The organism is Mesorhizobium sp. LNJC405B00 (genome assembly GCF_000502615.1).
Lineage (GTDB): Bacteria > Pseudomonadota > Alphaproteobacteria > Rhizobiales > Rhizobiaceae > Mesorhizobium.
The window spans coordinates 62,600-87,700 of the sequence record NZ_AYWC01000008.1 but is presented as its reverse complement, the minus strand read 5'-3'; the positions used below and the strand labels follow the sequence as shown (position 1 = coordinate 87,700).

The following is a 25,101-nucleotide window of genomic DNA, read 5'->3' as shown; positions in this document are numbered from 1 at the left end:
GCCTCTGAAAATGCAAACGCCGGCGTTAAGCCGGCGTTTCTCACTTCGAATCCCTTCGTTTCAGCCCAGCTTCGCGTCGAGCGACACTTTGATGGCGCCGAGTGCCTTTGAAACCGGGCACTCCGCCTTGGCCTTCTCGGCCAGCTCCTTGAACTTCGCCGCATCAATGCCCGGCACCTTGCCGATCAGGGTGATGGCGCTGCCGGTGATGCCGGTGCCGGGCACCAGCGTCACCACCGCCTTGGCGTCGAGCTCGGTGGCGGGCGTGCCGTTCTCGGCCAGGAAATGCGACAGCTGCATGGCGTAGCAGCCGGCGTGTGCCGCTGCGATCAACTCTTCGGGATTGGTGCCGGATTTGCCGCTCTCGTCCTCGAAGCGAGCCTTGAACGAATAGGGCGTGCCCTTCAAGGTGCCGCTCTGGCTGTCGAGCGTGCCCGTGCCCTCCTTCAGATTGCCTTTCCAGACGGCGTTTGCGGTGCGGTCCATAAGATTCTCCTTGATTACAGCGACAGCGCCGGCCACGCGGCGTTCCCTCCAACTATAGCGCGGCGGCAGGGGAAGACCACCGCGCTGTTTCGGCCGGATGCGACGCCGGCGAGCCCTGCAAATCTTTTCTGAAAAATGTGCGTGCAAAAATGTCGACTTGCATCGGCGCCGGCCGTCCTGCGAGCGTCCACGGATTCTCGTGGCGGATGGAGATCCAAGATGAACAATCTGTTTTCTGCCCATTGGAACGACGCCGACAAAAGCGCGCGTCTACGCGAGATCGAGTGCTCGCGATCTTCCGGCTTCGGCCGGCTGCTTGCTGCGGTCGCCGTGATCGGCATTGCGGTCTGCGTGCTCGACCACGCTGCTGCCGGCAAGGATGCCGCCGGCGCCGTGATCGCCTATGGGTCGTCACAGCAAGGGAGCTGGAAATGAAATATGTCTGTCTGGTCTACGGCGAGGAAAAGGACCTCCATGCCATGACGCCGGAGCGTCTGGCCAAGCTCGACGCCGATTCGATGGCCTATGACCGGTCATTGGACCAGCAAGGCAAGCTGATCATCGCGCAGGCGCTGCAATCGGTGAAGACGTCGAAGACGGTGCGGCGGCGCCAAGGCAAGCGGCTGATCACTGACGGTCCGTTTGCCGAAACCAAGGAGCAGTTGCTTGGTTTCGTCATGATCGAAGCCGACACTCTCGAACAGGCGCTGGAGATCGCCGGCAAAATTCCGCTGGCCGAAATCGGCACCGTCGAAGTCAGGGCGATCTACGACGTGCCGGGGTCGTAAGGCAGCAGCGGCGAGGTCATGCAGGCCGGCGGATCATATCCGCCGCCTTCTCGGCGATCATCACCACTGGCGAGGCGGTGTTGCCGGAGACGATGCGCGGCATGATCGAGGCGTCGACGACGCGCAGGCCCTCGACACCGGTCACGCGCAGGTCCGGGCTGACGACGGCGCGGTCATCGATGCCCATCCGGCAGGTGCCGACCGGGTGGAAGATGGTCGTGGCGATCGAGCCGATCTGGTGCAGCAGGTCATCATCGGACTGGTGGGTGAGGCCCGGCAGGATCTCCTCCGGCTGGAAACCGGCAAGCGCCTTGGCGGTCATGATGCTGCGCGCCTGGCGCACCGAGCGCAGCGCGATCTCGCGGTCGCGCACCGTCGAGAGGTAGTTCAGCCGGATATCGGGCTGCACTGCCAGCTCGCGCGTCGTGGCATGCACGGAGCCGAGGCTGTCGGGGCGCAAATTGCAGACCGACATGGTGATTGCCGGGAACGGGTGCAGCGGGTCGCCCAGCCGGTCGGTAGACAAGGGCTGGACGTGGTACTCCAGGTCCGGCGTCGCCATCGACGGATCGGATTTCGAGAACATGCCGAACTGGCTCGGCGCCATCGACATCGGTCCCGAGCGGCCAAAGGCATATTGCAGCGCGATCTTCGCCTTGCCGCTCAGGCTGTTGGCTAGCGTGTTGAGCGTCAGCGCCGACGACACTTTGTAGACAGTGCGGATCTGCAGATGGTCCTGAAGGTTCTCGCCGACATCGGGGCTGGCGTGAACCACATCGATGCCGAGCGCGGCGAGGCGATCCGGCTCGCCGACCCCGGAAAGCTCCAGCAGTTTCGGCGTGTTGATCGAACCGGCGGTCAGCAGCACCTCGCTCCTGGCCTTTGCCTCGATGGTTTGGCCGCCGACGCGATAACAAACGCCGATAGCACGCTTGCCCTCGAACAACACCGTCTCGACATGGGCGTTGACGACCAGCCTGAGGTTCGGCCGTCGCAGCGCCGGGCGCAAGAATGCCTTGGCTGTGTTCCAGCGCACGCCCTTGCTCTGGTTGACTTCGAAGAAGCCGGACCCCTCATTGTCGCCGTCGTTAAAATCCTCGCGCGGCATGATGCCGAATTCCTTGGCCGCCTCCTGCACGGTGTTCAGGATCGGCCAGGACAGGCGTTGCCGCGCCACTTTCCATTCGCCGCCGGAACCGTGCAGCTCGGTCTTGCCGCCATGATGGTCCTCGGATTTGAGGAAATAGGGCAGCACATCGTCCCAGCCCCAGCCGACATTGCCCATCTGCCGCCAGCCATCATAGTCCGCCGCCTGTCCCCGCATGTAGATCATGCCGTTGACCGAGGTGCAGCCGCCCAACACCTTGCCCCGGGGATAGAGCAGCGAGCGGCCGTTCAGGCCGGCTTCGGGGGCAGTCTTCATCATCCAGTCGGTGCGCGGATTGCCGATGCAATAGAGATAGCCGACCGGGATATGCACCCAGTGATAATTGTCGCTGCCGCCGGCCTCAAGCAGCAGCACGCGCGTCGCCGGGTTTTCGCTCAGCCGATTGGCCAGCACGCAGCCGGCGGTGCCTGCGCCGACAATGATGTAGTCGTAGTCGCCATCGAGCCGTTGGGTCATTGCGGTGGTTTACTCGGCGGTGTTCTACTCGGTTCTGCGGCGTGTTCGGCCCAGAACGATCGCAGCGTATCGGCAAGGCCGCAATAGGCGCGATAACGCCTGTTGTAATGGTCCTGCATGGCCGGGTTCGGACGGTAGGCGGCGCTTGACCGGGTCATGGCGTCGACGCCGGCCTCATAGTCGGCGAACAGGCCGGCCGCGACCCCGGCGCCGATTGCCGCGCCAAGCGCGCCGGTCTCGCGCGCCTCAGGCACGGTGATCGGCACCCCAAGCCCGTCGGCGAAGATTTGCGGCCAGTGCTCGCTGCGCGAGCCGCCGCCGGACAGGACCGCCTTGTCGAAGCTGACACCGGCGTCCTTCAGGACATTGATGTGGCGCCTATGCTCGAACATCACGCCCTCGAACAGCGCGCGCAGCATATGGCCTTCCTTGTGCCAGCCGGCAAGGCCGTAGAAGCCGGCGCGGTATTCCGCCCCTTGCCACGACCCGTAGAGAAACGGGTGGAACATCGGATCGTCCCAGGCCGGCGTCACCGCGCCGACAGCCGCATTGCAGTGGCCGAACGGATCGTCATAATGGGCACCGCGCTCGACGCGAAGTCGGCGTTATCGCCAAGCGGTTGCATCATTAGTGCCCGTGACGAGCGACCTGAACCCAGGACGTCCGATCTCGGCGTCTGGATGATTAGGGGGCCAGCTCTGTTTTCTCATCAGATACAATTCTTGCGTGTTGAAGCAACGCCGGAGTTCTCCTATCGTCGCCGCAATTTTCGGGGGAATTCGACATGCCTTTCCTGATTGCTATTCTCGGCGTGCTGGGAGCCGGGGCGTTCTGGTGGTATCGCATGAAGGCCATGAACGAAGCCGCGCGCGAGGTCGCCGACGTCGTCGGCCGCGTCCAGGGCAACATAAGGCGCAAGAAGCTGCGCAAGCAGGCGGCGCTGTCGCCGCTGACGGCGATCGACGATCCGGTGGTGGCGGCGGCAACGCTGATCACCGCACTGGCAGCGGAGCACGGCCCGATCCTGCCGAAGCGCGAAACGGTCATCCGCGAGGTGATCTCGCAGATTGCGGACAACCAGAAGAAGACCGATGAAGCCGTCGTCTACGCCAAATGGGCCGCGGCGCAGATCGACGACACGACGATCGTCATCGACAAGCTGGCGCCCTTCCTGCGCGAGCGCCTCGATCCGCATGAGCGCGAAGATCTGCTGCAGATGCTGGATCGTGTTGCCAAGAGCGGCGAGCAGAGTTTCAAGGTCGCCGACCAACGCATGCTGCGACTGCGGCAGAAGCTGGGGTTTGAGGTCAACTGAGAAACAGCCCGGGCGCATGTCATTCTGGATAGCGAGCGTGGTAGGATCGGCTGCCGCTTACCTTATCGGCTCTACGCCTGCCGGCTATCTGGCGGGGAAACTGCTTAAGGGCATCGATATCCGGGAGCACGGCTCCAAGTCCACCGGTGCGACAAATGTATTGCGCACACTCGGGAAATGGCCAGCATTGGTGGTGCTTCTGGTGGACGTGCTGAAAGGGGCGGCAGCGGTCATCTTTGCCCGTTGGTTTTGTTTCTGGTCCTCCGCAACGCCGCCGTCGGCAATATCTGATATGCCCGTTTGGGCTCCTTGGATTGTATGCCTGGCCGGACTCGCTGTTTTGCTTGGGCATAGCCGTTCGATCTGGCTGAATTTCACCGGCGGCAAATCGGCTGCGACGGGGTTGGGTGTTTTGTTGGCGATGTCCTGGCCTGTGGGCCTAGGCGCGGCGACGGCATTTGCCGTGGTGTTGGCAGTTTCCCGAATTGTGTCCCTGAGTTCGATGCTGGCGGCGCTCACCGCGATCGCCCTCGTCGGCGGCATGGGACAACCATTGCCCTACCGGTTGCTGGTCATCGCCGGCGGCATCTACGTGATCGTGCGCCACCGCGCCAACATTGCGCGGCTGATGTCAGGAGCCGAGCCGCGTCTATGACAAAGCGGCACTCATTCCCGGCCTAAATCGCCTCACCCTTGAGCAGCCGTGGTGTGCCGTTGGACAACCCCGACGCCTGGCGGATGAAGAACTCCTTCAGCCTGGGCATCCGTTCTACAAGGCCGAGGCCTACGTCGCGGAGCTGGCGCAGCGGGCCGATGTCGTTGGAAAACAGCCGGTTCAGCACATCTGTGGTGACGCCCATCTGCACCGTGTCGAAGCGGCGCCATTGCTGGTAGCGCTCGAGCACGTCGAGCGCGCCGATATCCTGTCCCAAGCGATCGGCCTCGACCACCACTTCGGCAAGGGCCGCCACATCCTTGAAGCCGAGATTGAGGCCCTGGCCGGCGATCGGGTGGATGCCGTGCGCGGCGTCGCCGGCAAGTGCTACGCGCGGGGCGACGAAGGCGCGCGCGATGGTCAGGCCGAGCGGCCAGGCGCGCGGCTTGTCGGTGACGCGGATTTCGCCGAGCTTCAGGCCGAAGCGCATTTCAAGCTCCTGCTCGAAGACGAGGTCGTCGCCCGAGACCAGCTTCTCGGCATCCTCGGAACGTTCGACCCAGACCAGCGACGAACGGTTGGTGCCGTCCTCGGTGGGCTTGAGCGGCAGCGTTGCAAACGGGCCGGCCGGCAGAAAATGCTCTTCGGCGCGGCCATTGTGCGGGCGCTCATGCGCCACCGTGCAGACGATGCCGGACTGGCCATATTCCCATTTCACCGTCTTGATGCCGGCCATGTCGCGCAATTTGGAATTGACGCCGTCGGCGGCGACCAGCAGCCGCGCCTCAATCGCCGCGCCGTCGGCCAGATGCACGGTGATGCCGGCGCCATTGCCGTCGAACGATGCGACCGCGACACCTTCGATGATGTCGATGCCGAGCTTTTGCGCGCGGCGACGCAAGGCGCTGTTCAGGTCCTTGTTGGCGACCATGTGGGCGAACGGTTCGCCCGGCGCGACCTCGCCATCGAAGGTGAGAAACACCGGACGCACCGGATCGGCGGTGCGCGAATCGGTGACGATCATCTCGGTGATCGCCTGCGATTGCCCGACGATTTCCTGCCAGACGCCGAGCTGGTCGAGCATGCGGCAGGCGGCGGCGGCGATCGCCGAGGCGCGGCGGTCCTTCTGCCAGACGCCGGCGGGGGCAGCATCAACGACCGCCACGGCGAGGCCCGGCCGCGCCTGTTTCAGCGACACGGCGGCGGCGAGGCCGACATAGCCGGCGCCAGCGACCAGCACGTCGAGCGGGGTTTTTGCGTCCGGGTTGCGGTTCGCCATGTCAATTCCTTTCGAAGTCTCGACCATCCCCGCCCACTGGGGCATTCCGGCCTTGACTGCCCGCCATTCCTGTCGGAAACCGCCATAGCATCTTACGGCGAGGTCACGAAGCATGACGGCGGCCATGGACGAGCTTCTCAGCATTCTCGACCTCGAGCAGCTGGAACACAATCTGTACCGTGGTCGCAGCCCCAAGCTCGACTGGCAGCGCGTTTTCGGCGGCCAGACCATTGCCCAGGCGCTGGTCGCCGCGCAGCGCACCGTCGAGCCCGAGCGCCACGTGCATTCGCTGCACGGCTATTTCATGCGGCCCGGCGACACCAAGGTGCCGATCGTCTACGAGGTCGACCGCATCCGCGATGGCGGCTCCTTCACCACGCGGCGCGTGGTGGCGATCCAGCACGGCCAGGCGATCTTTTCGCTGGAAGCCTCGTTCCAGCAGGATGAGGTTGGCCTTGAGCATCAGCTGCCGATGCCGCGCGACGTGCCGCCGCCCGACAGCCTGTTGTCGCAGCGCGAATTGCTGGGCAAGTTCGGCGAGGCGGTGCCGGACGGCATCAAGCGCTATTGGGAGCGTGACCGGCCGATTGAGATGAAGCCGGTGATGCTGAAGCATTACACCAGCCGCGAAAAGCTGGAGCCGCAGCAGAACATCTGGATCCGCACCACCGGCCCGGTGCCGGCCGACCGCGGCATCCAGGCGGCGGTGCTTGCCTACCTCTCCGACATGACGCTGCTCGACACCTCGACCTTTGCGCACGGCCGCGCCATTTTCGACCGCGACATCCAGGCGGCGAGCCTCGACCATGCGATGTGGTTCCATCGCAGCCATCCGCTCGATGACTGGATCCTATACACGCAGGACAGCCCCTCGACGCAGGGGTCGCGCGGCTTCACCCGCGGCTCGCTGTTTGCCCGCGACGGCACGCTGATCGCCTCGGTTGCCCAGGAAGGCCTGATCCGGCTGAAACGGCCGCCTGCCGAATAGGCATTTTCGAAAAATTGCCTACTTTTTAATCAGTGACTGTCCGTTGACAGTGCGCACCGTGCCGCCGGGATTCGAGCAATCCGTTTATTTACAATGAGTTAACACCCTGCTTCGGCAACTGGCACGGAGCTTGAATCCTGTTGGGCACTCTCCGGGCTTTTTGGGATCGGTGAAGGTGTGCAAACGCGGGGGACCGCAACAGCAAAGGGTGAAACCTTATGAAAATCGTGATGGCAATCATCAAGCCGTTCAAGCTCGACGAGGTGCGCGAAGCGCTCACCGCCGTCGGCATCCAGGGCCTGACCGTCACCGAAGTCAAAGGCTACGGGCGTCAGAAGGGACACACGGAAATCTATCGCGGGGCGGAATACGCGGTCAGTTTCCTGCCGAAAATCAAGATCGAAGTCGCGGTCAGCACAGACCTGGTCGACAAGGCCGTCGAAGCCATCACGGCGGCGGCCAAGACCGGCCAGATCGGCGACGGCAAGATCTTCGTCTTCGGCATCGATCAGGCGGTGCGCATCCGTACCGGCGAAACAGACACCGACGCACTTTGAGCGGCGAACACGTATTCCAATGGAGAGTTCAATGAATATACCTTCCACCTTGAAGTCAGTGGCACGCTCCGCGCTGCTGGGCTCCTTAGCGCTCGGAGCATTGGGCACGGTTGCTGCCTTCGCGCAGGAGGCGGCTCCCGCCGTCGCGGCGGCAGCGCCAGCAGCGCCGGCTTTTACCGTCGACAAGGGCGACACCACGTGGATGATGATTTCCACCGTGCTGGTGCTGTTGATGACCATTCCCGGCCTTGCGCTTTTCTACGGCGGCCTGGTTCGTACCAAGAACATGCTGTCTGTGCTGATGCAGGTCTTCACCATCACCAGCGTGGTCATGATCATCTGGGTCTTCTACGGCTACAGCCTCGCCTTCACCCCGGGCAACGCCTTCGTCGGCGGCCTTTCGAAGATGTTTCTCTCCGGCGTCAACGTATCGACGCTTTCGGAAACCTTCAGCAAGGGCGTCGCCATTCCTGAACTGGTGTTCGTCGTCTTCCAGATGACCTTCGCCTGCATCACGCCCGCCCTGATCGTCGGCGCATTCGCCGAACGCGTCAAATTCTCCGCCTTGATCCTTTTCGTTATCCTATGGGTGACGTTAATCTACTTCCCGATCGCGCACATGGTCTGGTTCTGGGGCGGCCCGAGCGCCTATGCCGACCCGTCCGGCCTGATCTTCAGCTTCGGCGCCATCGACTTCGCCGGCGGCACGGTCGTTCACATCAATGCGGGCATTGCCGGTCTCGTCGGCGCGCTGATGATCGGCAAGCGCATCGGCTACAAGAAGGACATCATGGCGCCGCACTCGATGACGCTGACCATGGTCGGCGCTTCATTGCTGTGGGTCGGCTGGTTCGGCTTCAACGCCGGTTCGAACCTCGAAGCGAACGCCTATGCGGTGCTGGCGATGATCAACACCTTCGTCGCCACGGCGGCGGCGGCAGTGGCCTGGATCGTGCTTGAATCGCTGCTGCGCGGCAAAGCCTCCATGCTCGGCGCTGTTTCGGGCGCGGTCACCGGCCTCGTCGCGATTACGCCGGCTGCAGGTTTTGCCGGCCCGATGGGCGCTATCGTGCTTGGCATCGTTGCCACCTTCGTCTGCTACTTCTTCGTCTCGGTGGTGAAGAACACGTTCGACTATGATGACAGCCTCGATGTCTTCGGCGTCCACTGCGTCGGTGGCATCATCGGTGCGCTAGGCACTGGCATTCTGGTCAATCCCGCCCTCGGCGGCGCCGGCATCGTCGACTATTCGACGGCCGACTTCGCCGCCGGCTATGCCGGCACGGCCACGCAGCTGCTGGCGCAGGGCAAAGGCGTCCTGATAACCCTGCTGTGGTCGGGCATCGGCAGCGCAATCCTCTACAAGGTCGTCGACTTGATCATCGGTCTGCGTCCGACAGCCGACGCCGAGCGCGAAGGCCTCGACCTGACTTCGCATGGCGAAGCGGCCTACCACTCGTAAGCCTTGCGGGGCGGCCTCGGCCGCCCCGCATTCTCCCATCCCGTCGTGACGCTCCCGAAAGGAGTTCACGCTTTGAGGCCCGGGTCATTCCGGGCCTCTCTTTTTGGCAACCGTGCTGGCAGGCCTCGGTCCCTGCGCAATCACGTTCTAGTGATGGCCGCCGGCGGGGAGACGTCGACCGGATTGGTTCCGAACTGTTGAGACTGCCTACAGTGGAGTGAGCAAGATCGTGGCCCTGGGTGCGTATAGTTAATGCGGCCTTAACCTTCCCCCCGATAGTCTGACATCCGAATCTGCCGGAGTGCGTCATGCGCCCGGCCAGTCCATGACAGACGGGGAACGAAGCATGCGTTCAGGGGCTTCAGCACCGCTCGCGCTGACCGATACGGGGCACGGCATCCAGGCATTCGCGCGGCGCCAGGTCGGGCGGCTGGTCGGCGCCGGCCTGTTTGCGCTGGTCGCCTTTGGCGTCGCGGCGCTGGCGACCTGGAACGTCGCCGATCCCAGCTTCTCGCACGCCACCGCCAACATCGTCACCAACGCCATGGGTTATGCGGGCGCGGTATTCTCCGACCTCGCCATGCAGTTCTTCGGCCTTGCCGCGGTTGCCGCCCTGGTGCCGGCGGTGATCTGGGGCTTTCTTCTGTTTTCGGCGCGCGGCGTCGACAGGCTGCCGAAGCGCGGCCTTGCCTGGTTCGGCTTCGCGCTGCTCGCGGCGGCGATGGCCGGCTGCGTGGTGCCGCCCAAGACGTGGCCGTTGCCGACCGGCCTCGGTGGCGTGTTCGGCGACATGGTGCTCAATATTCCGGGCCTGGTCATTGGCGGCTACCCGACCGGCATCGTTGCCAGCATCATTGCCATGGTGCTCATTGCGCCGGCGCTGTGGCTGTTTGCCTATGGCTCGGCGCTGATTGCGCGCAAGAACGGCTTTGCCGTCATGGAGCGCACCGCGGAGCCCGATCCCCGAGAGGACGACCTGCTCTTCGACGAAGACGAGGATGAGGGCGACGAGGGGATACTGGCGCTCGGCGCCGTTACCCACTGGTGGCTGTCTTTCCGCGCCTGGATGCATCGCCGGGCTGTGCGCCGCCAGCAGGAGCGCGACGAGTTCGAGCCGGAGATGGAGCAGCGCTCCACCGCATGGCGCCGCGCCGCCGAACGGGTCGAATCGGCGGAATTCGCCGAAGCGCGGATGAGCCCGGATGGCCGCGCCCGCGTCGAGCCGGAATTCTTCGCCGCCATGGTCAATGACCGCAGCGTTTCCGTCGATCCGGACGATGACGACGTCCTCGATGCCGGTTTCGACAATGGCGACGAGGAGGTCGAACTCGACGACGAGCCGGTCCAGCGCCGTGCCGCGCCGAACGCCAAGGTGCAAAACTTCCGGTCAGATGCGGCGACCCGCGTCGCCGCACCTGCGCCGCGTCCCGCTCCCGGCGCGCGCGTCCAGCGCGAGGCGCAGACCTCGCTGATCGGCTCGGAAACATTCGAAATGCCGTCGCTGCATTTCCTGTCGGAGCCGAAGAACGTGGTGCGCGACGCCAGCCTGTCCAAGGACGCGCTGGAGCAGAATGCGCGCCTGCTCGAAGGCGTTCTGGAGGATTTCGGCGTCAAGGGCGAGATTATCGCGGTACGGCCCGGCCCGGTGGTCACGCTCTATGAGTTGGAGCCGGCGCCCGGCATCAAATCGTCGCGCGTCATCGGCCTGTCCGACGACATCGCCCGCTCGATGAGCGCCATTGCCTGCCGCGTCGCCGTGGTGCCCGGCCGCAACGCCATCGGCATCGAATTGCCGAATGCCAAGCGCGAGACCGTCTATCTCCGGGAGATCCTGGCCAGCCGCGATTTCGAGACGACCAAGTCCAAGCTGGCGCTGGCGCTGGGCAAGACCATCAATGGCGAGGCGGTGATCGTCGACATCGCCAAGATGCCGCATGTGCTGGTCGCCGGCACCACCGGCTCCGGCAAGTCCGTCGCCATCAACACCATGATCCTGTCGCTGCTCTACAAGCTGACGCCGCAGGACTGCCGGCTGATCATGATCGACCCGAAGATGCTGGAACTTTCGGTCTATGATGGCATCCCGCACCTTCTGACGCCGGTGGTCACCGACCCGAAGAAGGCGGTGGTGGCGTTGAAATGGACCGTGCGCGAGATGGAGGACCGCTACCGCAAGATGTCCAAGGTCGGCGTGCGCAACATCGACGGCTTCAACGCGCGCGTGCAGTTGGCTGAAAAGAAGGGCGAAAAAATCTCGCGCACCGTGCAGACCGGCTTCGACCGCCAGACCGGCGAGGCGATCTACGAGACCGAGAACCTCGATCTCGAGCCAATGCCCTACATCGTCGTCATCATCGACGAAATGGCCGATTTGATGATGGTCGCCGGCAAGGACATCGAAGGCGCGGTGCAGCGCCTGGCACAGATGGCGCGCGCGGCCGGCATCCATGTCATCATGGCGACGCAGCGTCCGTCGGTCGACGTCATCACCGGCACCATCAAGGCCAATTTCCCGACCCGTATCTCCTTTCAGGTGACGTCGAAGATCGACAGCCGCACCATTCTGGGCGAGCAGGGCGCCGAGCAGCTGCTCGGCATGGGCGACATGCTGTACATGGCCGGCGGCGGCCGCATCCAGCGCGTGCACGGTCCATTCGTCGCCGACGACGAGGTCGAGAAGATCGTCGCCCATCTGAAGCTGCAGGGGGTGCCCGAATATCTCGACGCCATCACCGAGGATGACGGCGAGGACGATGACGAGCCGTCGGGCAAGGGCGGCGCTGGCGGTGGCGGCAACAGCAATTTCGAGGATTCCGACGATCCCTACGACCAGGCGGTCTCGGTCGTGCTGCGCGACGGCAAGGCGTCGACCAGCTATATCCAGCGCCGGCTCGGCATCGGCTACAACCGCGCCGCCTCGATCATCGAGAAGATGGAGAAGGAAGGCATTGTCGGCCCGGCCAACCATGCCGGCAAACGCGAAATCCTGGTGCCGACCGAGGACGACAAGTTCTGATCAGCCGATACGGCCCGGCGGCAACCTTGAACCTTTTGGCGCGTTACAGCGACTGAGCGCTGTCCGGCCCGCCAAACTTAAGTCTAACTGGGGGTCCACGGACTGCAACGAGACACACACCACACGAGAGTGACCGGCATGAAAAACGATCTTTCCGCGATCAGCGATTTCGCTCCAAACCGGCGCCAGTTGCTCGGCCTTGGCCTGATGCTTGCCGGCGCCGCGGCCATCAACGTCGTGCCGGGGTTCCAGCTCCTGGCCTCGGCGCAGGCGGCAGTGCCGCCGACGGCGCAAAAGATCGCCGACCATTTCTCCTCGGTCAAATCGATGAGCGGCGAGTTCGTCCAGTTCGGCCCCAACAACCAGCAGACCGGCGGCAAGTTCTTCCTTGAGCGGCCAGGCAAGATTCGCTTCAACTATGACGGCAAGTCGAATTTCCGGGTGATTTCCGACGGCAAGTCGGTGGTCATCCTCAACAAGCGGCTGAAAACGTCCGATCTCTATCCGTTGTCGAAGACGCCGCTGAAGCTGTTGCTCGACACCAAGATCGACCTCTCGGGGGGCCGCGTGAAATCGATCAAGGAAGAGAGCGACCTCACCACCATCCAGCTTGCCGACAAGTCGGTGTTCGGCAATTCGAAGATCACCATGATGTTCGATCCGAAATCCTATGATCTGCGCCAGTGGACCATCACCGACGCGCAGGGCAAGGACACCACGGTGATGATCTACAACACCAAGGAAGGCGTCAGCTTCCCTGCGGACACCTTTGCCATCGACTATGCGGCGAACCGCGAGCTGAACACCAACCAGCGCTAGATGCGGTGAGGCCGGCCTGCCAATGGCGATCTCCTGCGCTTCCGGTGCTCACGTGGTTTAAGTACGCTCCGCTCCGGTTCTCGGAGACCGCCATTCGACTCGGCCTGACCTGAATCAGAGCCGCCGCCCGCAAAGGCTGGCTTGTGTTTGTGGCGCTAGGCTGGCAGTAGATCGGCGACCTTGTTCGGACCGCCGCATGCCCTTCTCCATCGCCACCTGGAACATCAACTCCGTGCGCCTGCGCATGCCGATCGTCGAGCGGCTGCTGACGGAGCAGGCGCCCGATGTGCTTTGCCTGCAGGAGACGAAGGTTCCCGACGAGCTGTTTCCGGAAAAGGCGTTCCGCAAGGCCGGCTACGAGCACATCGCATTCCATGGCCAGAAGGGCTATCACGGCGTTGCGACGGTGGCGCGGCGGCCGATCGAGATTGTCGAGAAACGGCGCTTCTGCGAGATCGATGACAGCCGGCACCTGTCGGTCAAGGTGCAGGCCGGCGGCAAGGCAATCCTGGTCCACAATTTCTACGTGCCGGCCGGCGGCGACGAGCCCGATCCGGAGATCAACCGCAAGTTCCGCCACAAGCTCGATTTCGTTGCCGAGATGAACGCCATCCGCGCCGCGCATGACGAGGCGTCCGCCTCGATCCTGGTCGGCGACCTCAACATCGCGCCGCAGGAGCACGATGTCTGGTCGCACAAGCAATTGCTCAACGTCGTCAGCCACACGCCGGTCGAGACGCAAAATTTCGACGCGATGCGGATCGCCGGCGACTGGGTCGACCTGATGCGGCTCGACGTGCCCCCAGAGCAGAAGCTCTACACCTGGTGGAGCTATCGCGCGCGGGACTGGGAAGCCTCGAACCGCGGCCGCCGGCTCGACCATGTCTGGTCGTCACCGAACCTGGTGCCGAGCTTTGCCGGCTATGAGATCCTGCGAGAGGCGCGTGGCTGGGAGCGGCCCTCGGACCATGTGCCGGTGATTGCGCGGTTCGACCTGGATTAGGCGTGCCGATATTCAGGTGAGGCCGGCCTGCAAATGGCCGATACCTGCGCTTCCGGTGCTCGCGTACTTTGAGTACGCTCCGCTCCGGTTCTCGGTATCAGCCATTTTCGACTCGGTCTGACCTGAATCTCGACACACCCAAGCGTGAGCGCGGTCGCGGGGACCTACCCGCCAAACCTTGGCGCCAGCTTCTCGATGCGGGCGATCATGGCTTGGAAATCATCAAGGATGCGCTGGTGCAGTTTCACCGCCACCTCGGGATATTCCTCCAGGATGCGGCGAAACATCTTGCGGCTCAACCTTATCACTTCCGAATCGGTCTCGGCCGAGGCGCTGGTCAGCCGTCTTGAGTCGGCGATCAGCGCCAGTTCGCTGAGGATCGTGCCGGGGCCGGCGGTGCCGATCGGGATGCGGTCGCCATCCTGCTCCCGGTAGAGCACGATGCGGCCACTGACCACGATATAGGCTGAGTCGGCTTCGTCATCCTCGCGGTACAGCTTGCGGTCGGCCTGCAGATGGGTGGCTTCGGCGCCGAAGGCGAGCAGGCGCAGCTGTTCCTGCGTGAAACCCTCAAAGAGCTTCACGGCGGACAGGATGCGGATGTCGTCATCCAGCGCCATCTCTAGCTGCGTCCCCGAACGGTCAGTCCAATCCCTCCCTTAGAGCGCCGCGTGTCCAATTGAACGCGCAAAGGACGCTCTAACACTTCAATCTGCGCAACGGGCCGATCCAGGCTCCCCCAGCCGGATCCTCCCCGAAACAGTCCCGCCCCGACCGCTTATCGAACAATGAAAAGTTTAAGGAACCAGCTTGTAGCCGCCGCTTTCTGTCACAAGAATTTCAGCATTGGAAGGATCGCGCTCGATCTTCTGGCGCAGCCGGTAGACGTGAGTTTCCAGCGTGTGCGTGGTGACGCCGGAATTGTAGCCCCACACTTCCTCGAGCAGGACGTCGCGCGTCACCACCTTCTGGTCGGCTCGATAGAGATATTTGATGATCGAGGCTTCCTTCTCGGTCAGCCGCACCTTGCCGCCGCGCTGGTCGATCAGAAGCTTCTGGCTGGGCTTGAACGTGTAGGGCCCGACCGAAAAGGTGGCGTCCTCGCTCTGCTCGTGCTGGCGCAGTTGTGCGCGTATGCGGGCGAGCAGCACGGCGAAGCGGAACGGCTTGGTGACATAGTCGTTGGCGCCGGCCTCGAGGCCCAGAATTGTGTCGGAATCGGTATCGTGGCCGGTCAGCATGATGATCGGCGCCTTGTAGCCGCCCTTGCGCAGGATCTTCACCGCCTCGCGGCCATCCATGTCGGGCAGTCCGACATCCATGATGAGCAGGTCGATGAGCCCGCCGCGCGCCGCGGCGACGCCTTTGGCGGCGGTCGCTTCCTGCAAGACGTCGAATTCTTCGTAAAGGGCCAGTTGCTCGACGAGGGTTCCGCGCAGGTCGTCATCATCGTCAACGATCAGAATGGTACGTGATGTCATGGATCAATCCATTGTTTTGAAAAGAATTTTCAGTTGACCGCCTCCCATTTATGCGGAAGCTGACCGGCGCAACAGTCCGATCACAGTGATTTGTTCCGTGACACGATCATACAAGAAAAAACGCGATCGCAATGCAGCCGGCGCAATTTTGCCGAAAAGGCTGCGTGTGCTGGTGGTTCGGGCGAGGCCGGGCAACCCCAGCCAGGGGATATTGCAGGCCGGCAGCAAGGTGTTTGCCTGTGCTCTCGGACGCGGCGGCATCTCGGCCAATAAGCGCGAAGGCGACGGTGCGACGCCGCTTGGCGAGATGCGGATTTTGTCAGGATATTTTCGGGGCGATCATTTCGCGGCCGGCCGCAAAACCCAGCTGGCGATGGCGCCGATCGGCGCCGATCTCGGCTGGTGCGAGGTGCCGGACGACCGCAACTACAACCGGCCGGTGAAAATCCCCTATGGCGCCAGCCATGAGCGAATGCGGCGCGACGACCGCCTCTATGACGCCTGCCTTGTGCTCGACTGGAACATGGCGCCGCGCCGGCGCGGCCGCGGCAGCGCCATCTTCTTCCATCTGGCGCGCCCAGGCTTCACACCGACGCAAGGCTGCGTGGCGGTGACAGCGCGGACAATGGCGCGGCTGTTGCCGCTGGTGTCGGACCGGACGGTGGTGAGGGTGGTGAGGTAGGGAGTAGGGAGTAGGGAGTAGGGAGTAGGGAGTAGGGAGTAGGGAGTAGGGAGTAGGGAGTAGGGAGTAGGGAGTAGGGAGTAGGATGGTCTCGGCGTCGTTTCAATCCTTCACTACTCACTACTCACTACTCACTACTCACTACTCACCATTGCCTAACGCCTTCTCGGCTTCTGCCACCCAGTGTCCAGCAATCCAAGCCGGCCGAGTTCCCGGTCCACGGCCCGCGTCACGTCCTTGCGCTGCGCGCCGACATCGCGCAGTTGGCGATCCGAAAGGTCCTCCACGTCCTGGCGCGGCAGGTTGATGGCGACTTTCGCCTGGCGAAGCCAGTCCGTTACGGCATGCAACCAGTTCGAGCGAGCTGCTGGCGAGTTCAAAACGAAGATGGACATGATGCGCTCCGTGTTCCGCCGGATATCAAATCCGGCTTGATGGTGTTTCGATGGATGCATCATGCCGCATTGAAATCCATGCGAGAAACGAGTAGTTCTTTTCGGATCGTCAAGTTTTATTTGAGGATACGGGGATGTCCCGTCTGTTGCCCGGAACGCGCGCGCTGAGGACTCTGGAAGCCGCCGCCCGCCACCTCAATTTCACCCGCGCTGCCGACGAGCTCGGGCTGACGCCGGCGGCGGTCAGCCACCAGATCAAGGAAATCGAGGATCAGCTCGGGCTGGTGCTGTTCACGCGAACCAGTCGTACCATCCGGTTGACCGAGGCAGGTACGGTGCTGTTCGAGGCCTCGATCGATGCGCTCGACCTGCTCAACCGGGCGGTGTCGCGGGCGCGCAAGCTGACGCGCGGCACGGCATTGCTGAAGGTGACGCTCGACGCGCAGTTCGCGTCAAAATGGCTGATGCGGCGCGTCGACGATTTTCGCAAACTTCAGCCCAGTATCGAGCTGAGGTTCGACATCGGCTACGAAGTGCGCGATTTCGAACTCGACGACGTCGATGTCGGCATCCGGTTCGGGGTCGGCAAGTATCCGGGGCTTCGCGCCCATCGCCTGTTCGACAACATCCTCATTCCGGTGTGCAGCCCGAGCCTGCTGACCTCCGGCCCGCCGCTGCGCGAACCGCGCGACCTCTTCAACCACACGCTTGCCCATATCGAATGGTCGCGCCAAGGCGTGACATGGCCGAACTGGCGCATGTGGATGGCGGCGGCCGGCATCAACGATTTCGACGACAGTCGGACTATCGTGTTTGGAACCTCTACCGATGCCGTGCAGGCGGCGCTCGACGGCAATGCCGTGGCGCTCGCCGAGTTCGCCATGGTGGCAAACGACCTTTCCCAGGGAAGGCTGGTGCAGCCCTTTGAACTCGGTCTGCGCGTGGGGCCGGAGTTCGGCTACTTCCTGGTCTATCCCGAGAGCACTGCCAACGATCCGCGCATCATCGCTTTCCGCGAATGGATCCTCGACGAAGTCGCCAGGACGCAGACCTGACGACTTCTGCAGGCCTCAGCTGGCGACGACCGGCGCCCCGAACCAGCCGATCACCGCGCCGATGATCAACAGCACGCCGAGCCAGTGGCCGCCGTCGATCAGGGTCAGGTCCCAGCCGAAATTCTCATAGCGATGGTTGGCCATCAGCGTCGTGGCGACGAAACCCAGCCAGAGGACGAAGCCGAAGACCAGCCCTGCGACAAGGACCGGCTCGCCGCCGGTCATCGCGCCGACGACCAAGGCCAAGACCAGCGCCATGATCAGCTCGGCGATGAAGGAGATGATGAAGGGCAATATCGATTTCTTTGACGTTGACGGATCGATCCTGGCCGCCCTCATCCAAGGCTTGCTGAGGGCCGTGTACCAGACGGCGCCAAACAGCCACGCCGCGACGGCCGCGACAACCACCGCCAGCCAGTTCACCACTGAAAAATCCATAAAGTCCTCCCTCAAGCATGCAGCCCAAAGCCTGACGGTTCTGGGATAACGACATGCGTATTCTTCAAATCAATGCGCGATGGAACGCCTGTTCGGCAATGCCGTCAAGCGAAGCGCCACACCGTGGTGCGCTTGACCAGGGCGTCCTCCAGCGCCCGCGTCACCGCCACTTCGTAGACTGCGAGCGGCTCCAGTCCCGCCTTCGGCATGTAGGAGCGGCCCGGATCGCCGACGAGGATGTCAGCGCCGCGCGCCTTCAGTGTCGAAAACCACGGCATCAGCGTGTCGGCGAAGGATTTGTCGTAGAAGACGTCGCCGGCCAGCACCACGTCCCAGCCGGCGTCGGTGCCGATGCAGTCCGTGCCGCAAAAGTCGATGGCAACGCCATTGGCCTCTGCGTTGAGGCGGATCGCCGTTTCGCAGAACGGGTCGATGTCGGCGGCGATCACCTGCGCCGCACCCGCCTTGGCGGCGGCGATGGCGACAAGGCCGGAGCCGGAGGCGAAGTCGAGCACGCGTTTGCCCCGCACATCCGACGGATTGTCCAGCACGTAACGGGCAAGGCCCTGACCGCCGGCCCAGGCAAAGGCCCAGAACGGCGGCGGCAGGCCGATTTCAATCAGCTCGTTCTCCGTGCGCTGCCAGAGGTCATGCGCTTCGTCGGCAAGATTGAGGACAATCTCCGGCACATGCGGCGGCGACATAAGCGCCGTGTTGTCGAGAATGAACTTTTTCGCGCCGTTCGGCGTGAGGACCGTCACGGAGCCGGCGTCAGGCCGCCCATGCGGCAGACTTCCTTCCATTCGGCCGGCGTCACCGGCTGTACGGAAAGCCGTCCAAGCCGCACCAGCGCCATCTCGGCAAGCTTCGGATTGGCCTTGACCTGCTCCAGCGTCGGCGGGTTCGGCACGTCCTTGAAGGCGCGGATGTCGACGCATTCCCAGCGCGGATCGTCGGTGGTGGTATCCTGATGGGCAAGCGCGCAGACCTCGGCAATGCCGACGACGTTCAGCCCCTCATTGGAGTGATAGAAGAAGCCGAGATCGCCGATCTGCATCGCCTTCATGTTGTTGCGCGCTGCATAGTTGCGCACGCCGTCCCACTGCGTGCCGGCCTTGCCCTTGGCCTTCAGCGCCTCGAAGGAGAAGACCGAAGGTTCGGATTTGAACAGCCAGTAGTTCATGTCTTTGCTCCAACTACTATTTTTGCGCAATTCCGGACGGAAAACCGTTACACACTTTTCCTGGGATCACTCTAGGCGCCGCCGGAACTAACTAGCCGCCGGCTTGTTGAAGGTCCAGTTCCACTGGCGGATTTCGACACTTTCGAACAGCCCGGCCTTGGCATAGGGGTCGGCAGCCGACAGCGCCTGCGCACCGGCGAGGTCGGGCGCTTCCACGACGACGAGGCTGCCATTGGGCTTGCCCTCGGCGTCGAGGAACGGGCCGGCAAAGGCCAGTTTGTTGTCGGCGTTCAGGCGTTCGAGAAAGGCGACGTGGACCGGCCGCGTATCGACCCGCACCTGCAGGCTGCCCGGCTTGTCCTTGCAAATCAACGCAAACAGCATGTTAAACTCCGGTTTGTTTGGGGATCAGAGGTCGGTTTCGGTTTTCAGGGGTCGCGTCATCAGCGCGGACACAGCCTGCCGAATGGTGATCGTGCCGTCCAGTATCGCCGACACCGCAGCGATGATCGGCGCGTCGATGTGGCGCTCGGTGGCGATGCGGGCGGCGATCGCCGCCGTCGGCACGCCTTCGGCGAGCGGCAGTCCGGACAAGGGCTTACCTTGCCCCAGCGCCAGCCCATAGGCGAAATTGCGCGACTGGGCCGAAGAGCAGGTGAGCAAAAGGTCGCCGAGGCCGGAAAGCCCCATCAGCGTCTCCGGCTTGGCGCCGAAGGACGCGCCGATGCGGCGCAGTTCGACGAAGCCGCGTGTCACCATGGCGGCCTGCGCGCTGGCGCCGAGCCCAGCGCCGGTGACGGCGCCAGCGGCAATGGCGAACACATTCTTCAAAGCACCGCCGATCTCGACGCCGATCAAATCGTCGCTGGAATAGCAGCGCAGATTCTGCGCCGAAAAGCGCGAGGCAAGCTCGGCCGCCAAGGCGTCGTCGCGTGCAGCAACCACGACAGCGGTCGGCAGACCCCTGGCGACGTCGGCGGCAAAGCTGGGACCGGACAGGGCCGAAACCGGAGTTTCGGGCAGAATCTCATCAACGATCGCCGACAGCAGCGCGCCGGTGTCGCGCTCAATGCCTTTGGCGCAGAGAACCAGCGGGATGCCTTTCGGCATATGGGGCTTTGCCGTCGTCAGCATGGCGCGTAGCGCCTGCGCCGGCGCCACGGCCAGCGCGCAATCGGCATCGGTCAGGGCCGTGCCGATATCGCTCGTCGCCGCAATGCCTGTTTCAATGGCGATGCCGGGGAGATAACGCGGGTTCTCGCCGCGGCGGATCGCGGAAACCGTCTCTTCGTCGCGGGCGTAGAGCCGGACATCGTGACCGGCGCGCAGCATCGCCAGCGCTAGCGCCGTGCCCCAGGCGCCGCCGCCGAGCACGGCGACGCGCCAGCCGGTTCTGTCCCTGCCGCTTGTGTTGCCGGCGCTCATGCTTTTGCTCCGCGCCGGCCGGAGCCGACCATCGGGGCCGAAATGCTGTCCAGCGGCCAGCGCGAACGCGGCACGAAATCGAAGCCGTTCTCTTGCGACAGGCCTGCCCGCAACCGCTCGATGCCGGCCCAGGCGATCATCGCCGCGTTGTCGGTGCACAGTTTGAGCGGCGGCGCGACAAAGGCGAAGCCGGCCCCGGCGCACTGCTTCTGCAGCGTCGCCTTGATCGCTCTGTTGGCGGCGACGCCACCGGCAACGACCAGCGCCGGCTCGGCCTTGTCCGGAAATTCGTCGCGGAAGCGGGCCAGCGCGCGGGCCACGCGGTCGCCAAGTGCGTCGGCTACCGCCGCCTGGAACGAGGCGCAGATGTCGGCGACATCCTGCTCGCTTAGCGGCTGGATGGCGGTCGCCGCCTGGCGCACGGCGGTCTTGAGGCCGGAGAAGGAGAAATCGGGCTGCGCCGAGCCCCTCATCGGCCGCGGAAAGGCAAAGCGCGTCGCATCGCCCGACATTGCCGCCTTTTCGACGTTCGGGCCGCCGGGATAGGGCAGGCCGAGCATTTTGGCCGTCTTGTCGAAAGCTTCGCCGAGCGCGTCGTCGATGGTCGTCGCCCAGCGCTGGTAGTCGCCGACGCCGCGCACGGCGACGATCTGGGTGTGGCCGCCGGAAACCAGCAGCAGCAAATAGGGAAAGTCGAGCCCGTCGGTCAGCCTTGCGGTCAGTGCGTGGCCTTCGAGATGGTTGATGGCGATCAGCGGCTTGCCGGCGGCCGCTGCAATCGCCTTGGCCGTCATCAGGCCGACGATCAGCCCGCCGACCAGGCCGGGGCCCGCAGTGGCGGCAATGGCGTCGATGTCGGCCAGGGCTACGCCCGAATCCGCAAGAGCGGCCTCGACAATGCCGTCCAGCGCCTCGACATGGGCGCGCGCGGCGATCTCCGGCACGACGCCGCCGAAGGCGGCGTGCTCCTCGATCTGGCTGAGCACGATGTTGGACGCAATCACCGGCACGGAATCGCCGTCCAGCGTCACCACGCTGGCGGCGGTCTCGTCGCAACTCGTCTCAATGCCCAGAACGCGGATCAATTCGTCGCTGTCTCCAGAGATTGTGTCGCCGGACTTTCCTAGTTAGTAGAGGCGGGCCTCGCTAGGGAGAGCGCCGGAAACGCAAAGCCAGCCGGGGGTTATCACGGACCGCGCGCCATGCAAACTTTGAAAATAGGAACACGCGGCAGCCCGCTGGCGCTCGCCCAGGCGCATGAGACGCAGGCGCGGCTGATGGAAGCGCATGGCATGCCGGCGGAAGCCTTCGAGGTCGTCGTCATTTCGACCAGCGGCGACCGCATCCAGGACCGGCCGCTGTCGGAAGCCGGCGGCAAGGGGCTGTTCACCAAGGAAATCGAAGAGGCGCTGCTGGCCGGCACGATCGATATCGCCGTGCATTCCTCCAAGGACATGCCGACAGTGCTGCCGGTCGGGCTGGAGCTGTCCGCCTTCCTGCCGCGCGAGGATGCGCGGGACGCCTTCATCGGCAAGGCGGTGGAGCGCATTGTTGATTTGCCGCAAGGCGCCAAGGTCGGGTCGTCTTCGCTCAGGCGCCAGGCGCTGATCCGGCGCATGCGGCCGGACCTAGACGTGGTCATGTTCCGCGGCAATGTGCAGACCAGGCTGCGCAAGCTGGAGGAAGGCGTCGCCGAAGGCACGATCCTCGCTTATGCCGGGCTGAAGCGGCTCGGGCTCGGCCATGTCGTCACCGATCTGATGCCGCTCGATGCTTTTCCGCCGGCGCCGGGACAAGGCGCAATCGGCATCGAAACCCGCATCGGCGACAGCGAGGTCGAAAAGATGCTGGTGGCCATCCATGATGTGCCGACAGGCCAGGCGCTGGCCTGTGAGCGCGCCTTCCTGGCGGCGCTCGATGGCTCCTGCCGCACGCCGATCGCCGGCTATGCGATGATATCGGGCGGCAGGCTGGTTTTCGCCGGCCTGATCATTTCGCCCGATGGCACGCAATCGCATGAGGTCAAGGCCGAAGGCTTGGCGCTGGATGCCGCTGACATCGGCACGGACGCGGCCAGGATGGTGCGGGTCAAAGCGGGCGAAACCTTCTTCGACGGCTGGGTCTGATATGCGTGTCCTGGTGACGCGGCCGCAACCTGGGGCGTCGCGAACCATGCGGCGGCTGCAGGAATTGGGATTTGAGCCGCTCCTTCTGCCGCTGACCGAAACGGTGACACTGCGGGTTGGCGCCGATGCTGCGAGCGACAATGCCGTGGCCGTCGCTGTGACCAGCGCAAATGCGGTGCGGCATGCGCCGAAAGAACTCATTCGTGCGCTCGCCGCCTTGCCTTGCCATGCCGTCGGACGCAGGACGGCTGAAGCGGCACGTTCGACAGGGTTCTTGTCGGTCAGCGAAGGGGCGGGCGACGCCGAGCGGCTGGCCGAGGCGATTGCTGCCGGCCTTTCCGGCAAGCCGGTCGTCTATCTCACAGGGCGCGTGCGGTTTCCGGCATTCGAGGCGCGGCTGCGAAAGGCCGGCGTCGAGGTCCGCACCGTCGAAACCTACGACACGATTTCGCTCGATTATTCCGATGCTGAAATCCGTACACGCCTGTCCGATCAGGCGGTCGACGCGGTGCTGCTCTATTCAGCCAAGGCGGCGGCAGCGTTGCAGGCCTTGGCCAGCCGGGCGGGACTGCGCGATCTCTTTGAAAACATGCAGGCTTTTGCGCTCTCCGAGCGCGTGGCAGCGGCGTTTGACAATGCCGCCGGCAAAAAAATACGCATTGCGCGGGAACCGCAGGAGGAGGCGCTGCTTGAGCTGTTGCACCGCGGCGACTGAGCGCCGTGTCATCACGCCGCCCCTTTTCACCTGATGATGATGTGCTAGACCATTTTTCAAACCATCACGCGCCGTCGGGCGCCCAGACGAAGCAGGATTGCGGAGCCCAGGCATGGTCAAGACGCCGAAGATGCGACATTCGAAAAGCCACCGCGAGCCGGTGACCATCGAACTCGAACCCGGCGCTGTCTCGCGCATTGCCGATGCGGATGCCGCCAAGACGGATGTCGCCAACTCGGACGACGCCGGGGCCCCGGCAGGGTCGGTTGCGGCCGAGGATGCCGCTGCCATGGCCAATGCGCAGCCGGAGACGCCTGACGAGCCCGTTCATGCCGATCAGGCCGATCTCGAGCCGTGGGAGCACTCCGATGCCGCGGCGCAGGCCGCTCCCGAAAGCGCCGATGCGAAGGCGTCCACCCAGGCGGAGCAGCCTTACCCCACCGCTTCGGATGCGCCACCGCGCGCCAGAACCTCCGACTACAGTTTCGAGGATGCCTCGCCCAAGCCGGGTGCACCCAAGGAAACCCCAAGGACAGCCGGGAACCAGCCCATGGCCGCGCAACCGAAGCGCACGAACGGCATTGCCGCCGGCATCATCGGCGGTGTCATCGCGCTGGCTGCCGCCGGGGGGCTGCAGTTTGCCGGCGTGCTTGGCGCTCCGGGCTCAGGGGCGGGCACGGTCTCGCTCGACGGCGTCAATGGCGAGATCGCTTCGCTGAAGCGCGAAATCGCCGACCTCAGGGAAGCCAGCGGCAATGGCGCCGCAACGGCCAAGGTCGACGGGCTGTCTTCGGCGCTGGATCAGGTCAAGGCCGATGTCGCATCGCTGAAATCGGCGGTCGAAAGGGGCGGCGCCGGCGACAATGCCGGGCTTGCCTCGCTTGGCGACAAGGTCAAGCAGATCGAGACCGCGGTCGCCGCCCTTGGCCAGGCCGGTGGTGCAGCGCCCGTCGATCTCGCGCCGCTCAATGAAAGACTGGCGGGCCTCGACGCACTGGTGAAATCGGCCGGTGAGGCAGCCAAGACGCAGGAAGGCAAGATCGCCGCGCTGGAGCAGTCGGTGACGCAGCTCGCCGGCAAGGTCGATGCGCAGGCCTCGCAGCCAAAGATCGCGATGGCCATCGCCGCTTCGGCCTTGAAGGCGGCGCTTGACCGCGGCGCGCCGTTCGCCGCCGAGTTGGAGACCTTCGCAGCGATCTCGCCCGATGCACCGCAGATTGCGGCGCTGCGCCCCTACGCTGAAAAGGGCGTCCCGACCCGCACCGAGATTGCCGGCGAGGCCGACGCCGCGGCCAATGCGATGGTCGCGGCGGCGACGCCGGTCGATGAAAATGCCGGCTTCTTCCAGAACCTTTTGTCGAGCGCCGAATCGCTGGTCAAGGTTCGGCCGATCGGCGCCGTCGAAGGCGCCGGCGCGCCGGAAACCGTGGCGCGCATCGAAGTGGCGGTCAATCAGGGCGACTACGCCAAGGCGCTCAGCGAATACGCAACGCTGCCGGATGCGGTCAAGGCCGCCGGCGCCGACTTTGCCGGCAAACTGAAGGCGCGCATCGACGTCGAGACGCAGGTCGACGCGCTGATTGCAGGTGCGATGAAGGCATGAGGACGA

The 25,101-nt window shown here is 64.2% G+C and carries 27 protein-coding genes and 1 pseudogene; 15 read left to right on the top strand and 13 right to left on the bottom strand.

Translation table 11 applies throughout. The annotated features are described in order from the left end of the window. Positions 1-60: 60 nt before the first annotated feature. Positions 61-486: an OsmC family protein gene (locus X756_RS149355; protein ID WP_023670508.1), complete on the bottom strand. Its 426-nt coding sequence runs from the start codon at positions 484-486 to the stop codon at positions 61-63. 219 nt (positions 487-705) lie between these two features. On the opposite strand from X756_RS149355, the gene X756_RS149360 reads away from it, so the two are divergent. Continuing rightward, the gene (locus X756_RS149360) at positions 706-921 is read left to right on the top strand and encodes a hypothetical protein (RefSeq protein ID WP_023730235.1); all 216 of its coding nucleotides are present in this window, start codon (positions 706-708) and stop codon (positions 919-921) included. Next, positions 918-1,274 carry a YciI family protein gene (locus X756_RS149365; protein ID WP_023670506.1) on the top strand — a complete coding sequence of 119 codons (357 nt, stop codon included), beginning with the start codon at positions 918-920 and terminating at the stop codon, positions 1,272-1,274. Before X756_RS149360 ends, X756_RS149365 begins: the two co-directional genes overlap by 4 nt. Positions 1,275-1,290: 16 nt before the next feature. On the opposite strand, the gene X756_RS149370 is transcribed toward X756_RS149365, so the two are convergent. Together X756_RS149370 and X756_RS149375 are read right to left on the bottom strand one after the other, a co-directional pair. After that, on the bottom strand, positions 1,291-2,898 hold the full coding sequence (locus X756_RS149370) for a GMC family oxidoreductase N-terminal domain-containing protein (RefSeq protein ID WP_023730234.1): 1,608 nt from the start codon (positions 2,896-2,898) through the stop codon (positions 1,291-1,293). Further along, positions 2,895-3,452 (bottom strand): annotated as a pseudogene (locus X756_RS149375) (FGGY-family carbohydrate kinase); the annotation flags it as partial. The pseudogene X756_RS149375 and the gene X756_RS149370, both read right to left, overlap by 4 nt. A gap of 230 nt (positions 3,453-3,682) precedes the next feature. Between X756_RS149375 and X756_RS149380 the strand changes: the two are divergent. Next, the gene (locus X756_RS149380) at positions 3,683-4,213 is read left to right on the top strand and encodes a hypothetical protein (protein ID WP_023670503.1); all 531 of its coding nucleotides are present in this window, start codon (positions 3,683-3,685) and stop codon (positions 4,211-4,213) included. A gap of 16 nt (positions 4,214-4,229) precedes the next feature. Continuing rightward, complete coding sequence (gene plsY / locus X756_RS0134585; RefSeq protein ID WP_031195597.1) at positions 4,230-4,868, top strand: glycerol-3-phosphate 1-O-acyltransferase PlsY; 639 nt, start codon at positions 4,230-4,232, stop codon at positions 4,866-4,868. 22 nt (positions 4,869-4,890) lie between these two features. Here plsY and X756_RS149385 read toward each other — a convergent pair whose 3' ends face one another. Then, positions 4,891-6,147, bottom strand: a complete 1,257-nt coding sequence (locus X756_RS149385; protein ID WP_023730232.1) for a ubiquinone biosynthesis hydroxylase — start codon at positions 6,145-6,147, stop codon at positions 4,891-4,893. Between the two features lie 112 nt (positions 6,148-6,259). On the opposite strand from X756_RS149385, the gene tesB reads away from it, so the two are divergent. From tesB to xth, 6 genes are all read left to right on the top strand, one after another. Beyond that, entirely contained in the window at positions 6,260-7,135 is an 876-nt protein-coding gene (gene tesB, locus X756_RS149390) for an acyl-CoA thioesterase II (protein WP_023687727.1), read from the top strand. A 218-nt stretch (positions 7,136-7,353) separates the two neighbouring features. Next, positions 7,354-7,692 (top strand): P-II family nitrogen regulator, encoded by a 339-nt coding sequence (locus X756_RS149395; RefSeq protein ID WP_023670499.1) that lies wholly within the window; start codon positions 7,354-7,356, stop codon positions 7,690-7,692. Between the two features lie 31 nt (positions 7,693-7,723). Beyond that, positions 7,724-9,154 (top strand): ammonium transporter, encoded by a 1,431-nt coding sequence (locus X756_RS149400; RefSeq protein WP_023730231.1) that lies wholly within the window; start codon positions 7,724-7,726, stop codon positions 9,152-9,154. Between the two features lie 346 nt (positions 9,155-9,500). Next, the gene (locus X756_RS149405) at positions 9,501-12,170 is read left to right on the top strand and encodes a DNA translocase FtsK (protein ID WP_023730230.1); all 2,670 of its coding nucleotides are present in this window, start codon (positions 9,501-9,503) and stop codon (positions 12,168-12,170) included. Between the two features lie 138 nt (positions 12,171-12,308). Further along, on the top strand, positions 12,309-12,989 hold the full coding sequence (locus X756_RS149410; protein WP_023670496.1) for an outer membrane lipoprotein carrier protein LolA: 681 nt from the start codon (positions 12,309-12,311) through the stop codon (positions 12,987-12,989). A 196-nt stretch (positions 12,990-13,185) separates the two neighbouring features. Next, a complete protein-coding gene (gene xth, locus X756_RS149415) occupies positions 13,186-13,992 on the top strand; it encodes an exodeoxyribonuclease III (RefSeq protein WP_023730229.1) in 807 nt (268 codons plus the stop codon). A gap of 164 nt (positions 13,993-14,156) precedes the next feature. Here the strand turns inward: xth and X756_RS149420 are convergent, their stop codons facing one another. Both X756_RS149420 and X756_RS149425 read right to left on the bottom strand, forming a co-directional pair. Next, complete coding sequence (locus X756_RS149420) at positions 14,157-14,612, bottom strand: cyclic nucleotide-binding domain-containing protein (RefSeq protein ID WP_023730228.1); 456 nt, start codon at positions 14,610-14,612, stop codon at positions 14,157-14,159. A 177-nt stretch (positions 14,613-14,789) separates the two neighbouring features. Then, positions 14,790-15,473 (bottom strand): response regulator transcription factor, encoded by a 684-nt coding sequence (locus X756_RS149425; protein WP_023670493.1) that lies wholly within the window; start codon positions 15,471-15,473, stop codon positions 14,790-14,792. A 145-nt stretch (positions 15,474-15,618) separates the two neighbouring features. Here X756_RS149425 and X756_RS149430 point away from each other — a divergent pair, with 145 nt between their 5' ends. Continuing rightward, positions 15,619-16,155 carry a L,D-transpeptidase gene (locus X756_RS149430; RefSeq protein ID WP_245264527.1) on the top strand — a complete coding sequence of 179 codons (537 nt, stop codon included), beginning with the start codon at positions 15,619-15,621 and terminating at the stop codon, positions 16,153-16,155. Between the two features lie 155 nt (positions 16,156-16,310). Here the strand turns inward: X756_RS149430 and X756_RS149435 are convergent, their stop codons facing one another. Continuing rightward, complete coding sequence (locus X756_RS149435) at positions 16,311-16,550, bottom strand: hypothetical protein (RefSeq protein WP_023670491.1); 240 nt, start codon at positions 16,548-16,550, stop codon at positions 16,311-16,313. 134 nt (positions 16,551-16,684) lie between these two features. Between X756_RS149435 and gcvA the strand changes: the two genes are divergently transcribed. After that, positions 16,685-17,605 (top strand): transcriptional regulator GcvA, encoded by a 921-nt coding sequence (gcvA, locus tag X756_RS149440; protein ID WP_023683901.1) that lies wholly within the window; start codon positions 16,685-16,687, stop codon positions 17,603-17,605. A 15-nt stretch (positions 17,606-17,620) separates the two neighbouring features. On the opposite strand, the gene X756_RS149445 is transcribed toward gcvA, so the two are convergent. The 6 genes from X756_RS149445 to tsaD form a co-directional block, all read right to left on the bottom strand. Further along, positions 17,621-18,043: a DUF1761 domain-containing protein gene (locus X756_RS149445; protein WP_023710206.1), complete on the bottom strand. Its 423-nt coding sequence runs from the start codon at positions 18,041-18,043 to the stop codon at positions 17,621-17,623. Between the two features lie 104 nt (positions 18,044-18,147). Then, entirely contained in the window at positions 18,148-18,846 is a 699-nt protein-coding gene (locus X756_RS149450) for a methyltransferase (RefSeq protein ID WP_031238728.1), read from the bottom strand. Then, the gene (locus X756_RS149455; RefSeq protein ID WP_023670487.1) at positions 18,801-19,226 is read right to left on the bottom strand and encodes an EVE domain-containing protein; all 426 of its coding nucleotides are present in this window, start codon (positions 19,224-19,226) and stop codon (positions 18,801-18,803) included. Before X756_RS149455 ends, X756_RS149450 begins: the two co-directional genes overlap by 46 nt. An 87-nt stretch (positions 19,227-19,313) precedes the next feature. Then, positions 19,314-19,610, bottom strand: a complete 297-nt coding sequence (locus tag X756_RS149460) for a YciI-like protein (protein ID WP_023687732.1) — start codon at positions 19,608-19,610, stop codon at positions 19,314-19,316. A 24-nt stretch (positions 19,611-19,634) separates the two neighbouring features. Next, positions 19,635-20,651 carry an NAD(P)H-dependent glycerol-3-phosphate dehydrogenase gene (locus X756_RS149465; RefSeq protein ID WP_023730225.1) on the bottom strand — a complete coding sequence of 339 codons (1,017 nt, stop codon included), beginning with the start codon at positions 20,649-20,651 and terminating at the stop codon, positions 19,635-19,637. Further along, on the bottom strand, positions 20,648-21,733 hold the full coding sequence (gene tsaD / locus X756_RS149470; protein WP_198020032.1) for a tRNA (adenosine(37)-N6)-threonylcarbamoyltransferase complex transferase subunit TsaD: 1,086 nt from the start codon (positions 21,731-21,733) through the stop codon (positions 20,648-20,650). Before tsaD ends, X756_RS149465 begins: the two co-directional genes overlap by 4 nt. 120 nt (positions 21,734-21,853) lie before the next feature. On the opposite strand from tsaD, the gene hemC reads away from it, so the two are divergent. The 3 genes from hemC to X756_RS149485 all read left to right on the top strand — a co-directional run bounded on the left by hemC (position 21,854) and on the right by X756_RS149485 (position 25,095). After that, positions 21,854-22,777, top strand: coding sequence for a hydroxymethylbilane synthase (hemC, locus tag X756_RS149475; RefSeq protein WP_023730223.1), 924 nt, complete (start codon positions 21,854-21,856; stop codon positions 22,775-22,777). Between the two features lies 1 nt (position 22,778). Continuing rightward, entirely contained in the window at positions 22,779-23,492 is a 714-nt protein-coding gene (locus X756_RS149480) for a uroporphyrinogen-III synthase (RefSeq protein ID WP_023730222.1), read from the top strand. 112 nt (positions 23,493-23,604) lie between these two features. Next, on the top strand, positions 23,605-25,095 hold the full coding sequence (locus X756_RS149485; RefSeq protein ID WP_023730221.1) for a COG4223 family protein: 1,491 nt from the start codon (positions 23,605-23,607) through the stop codon (positions 25,093-25,095). The last annotated feature ends 6 nt before the right edge of the window (positions 25,096-25,101 follow it).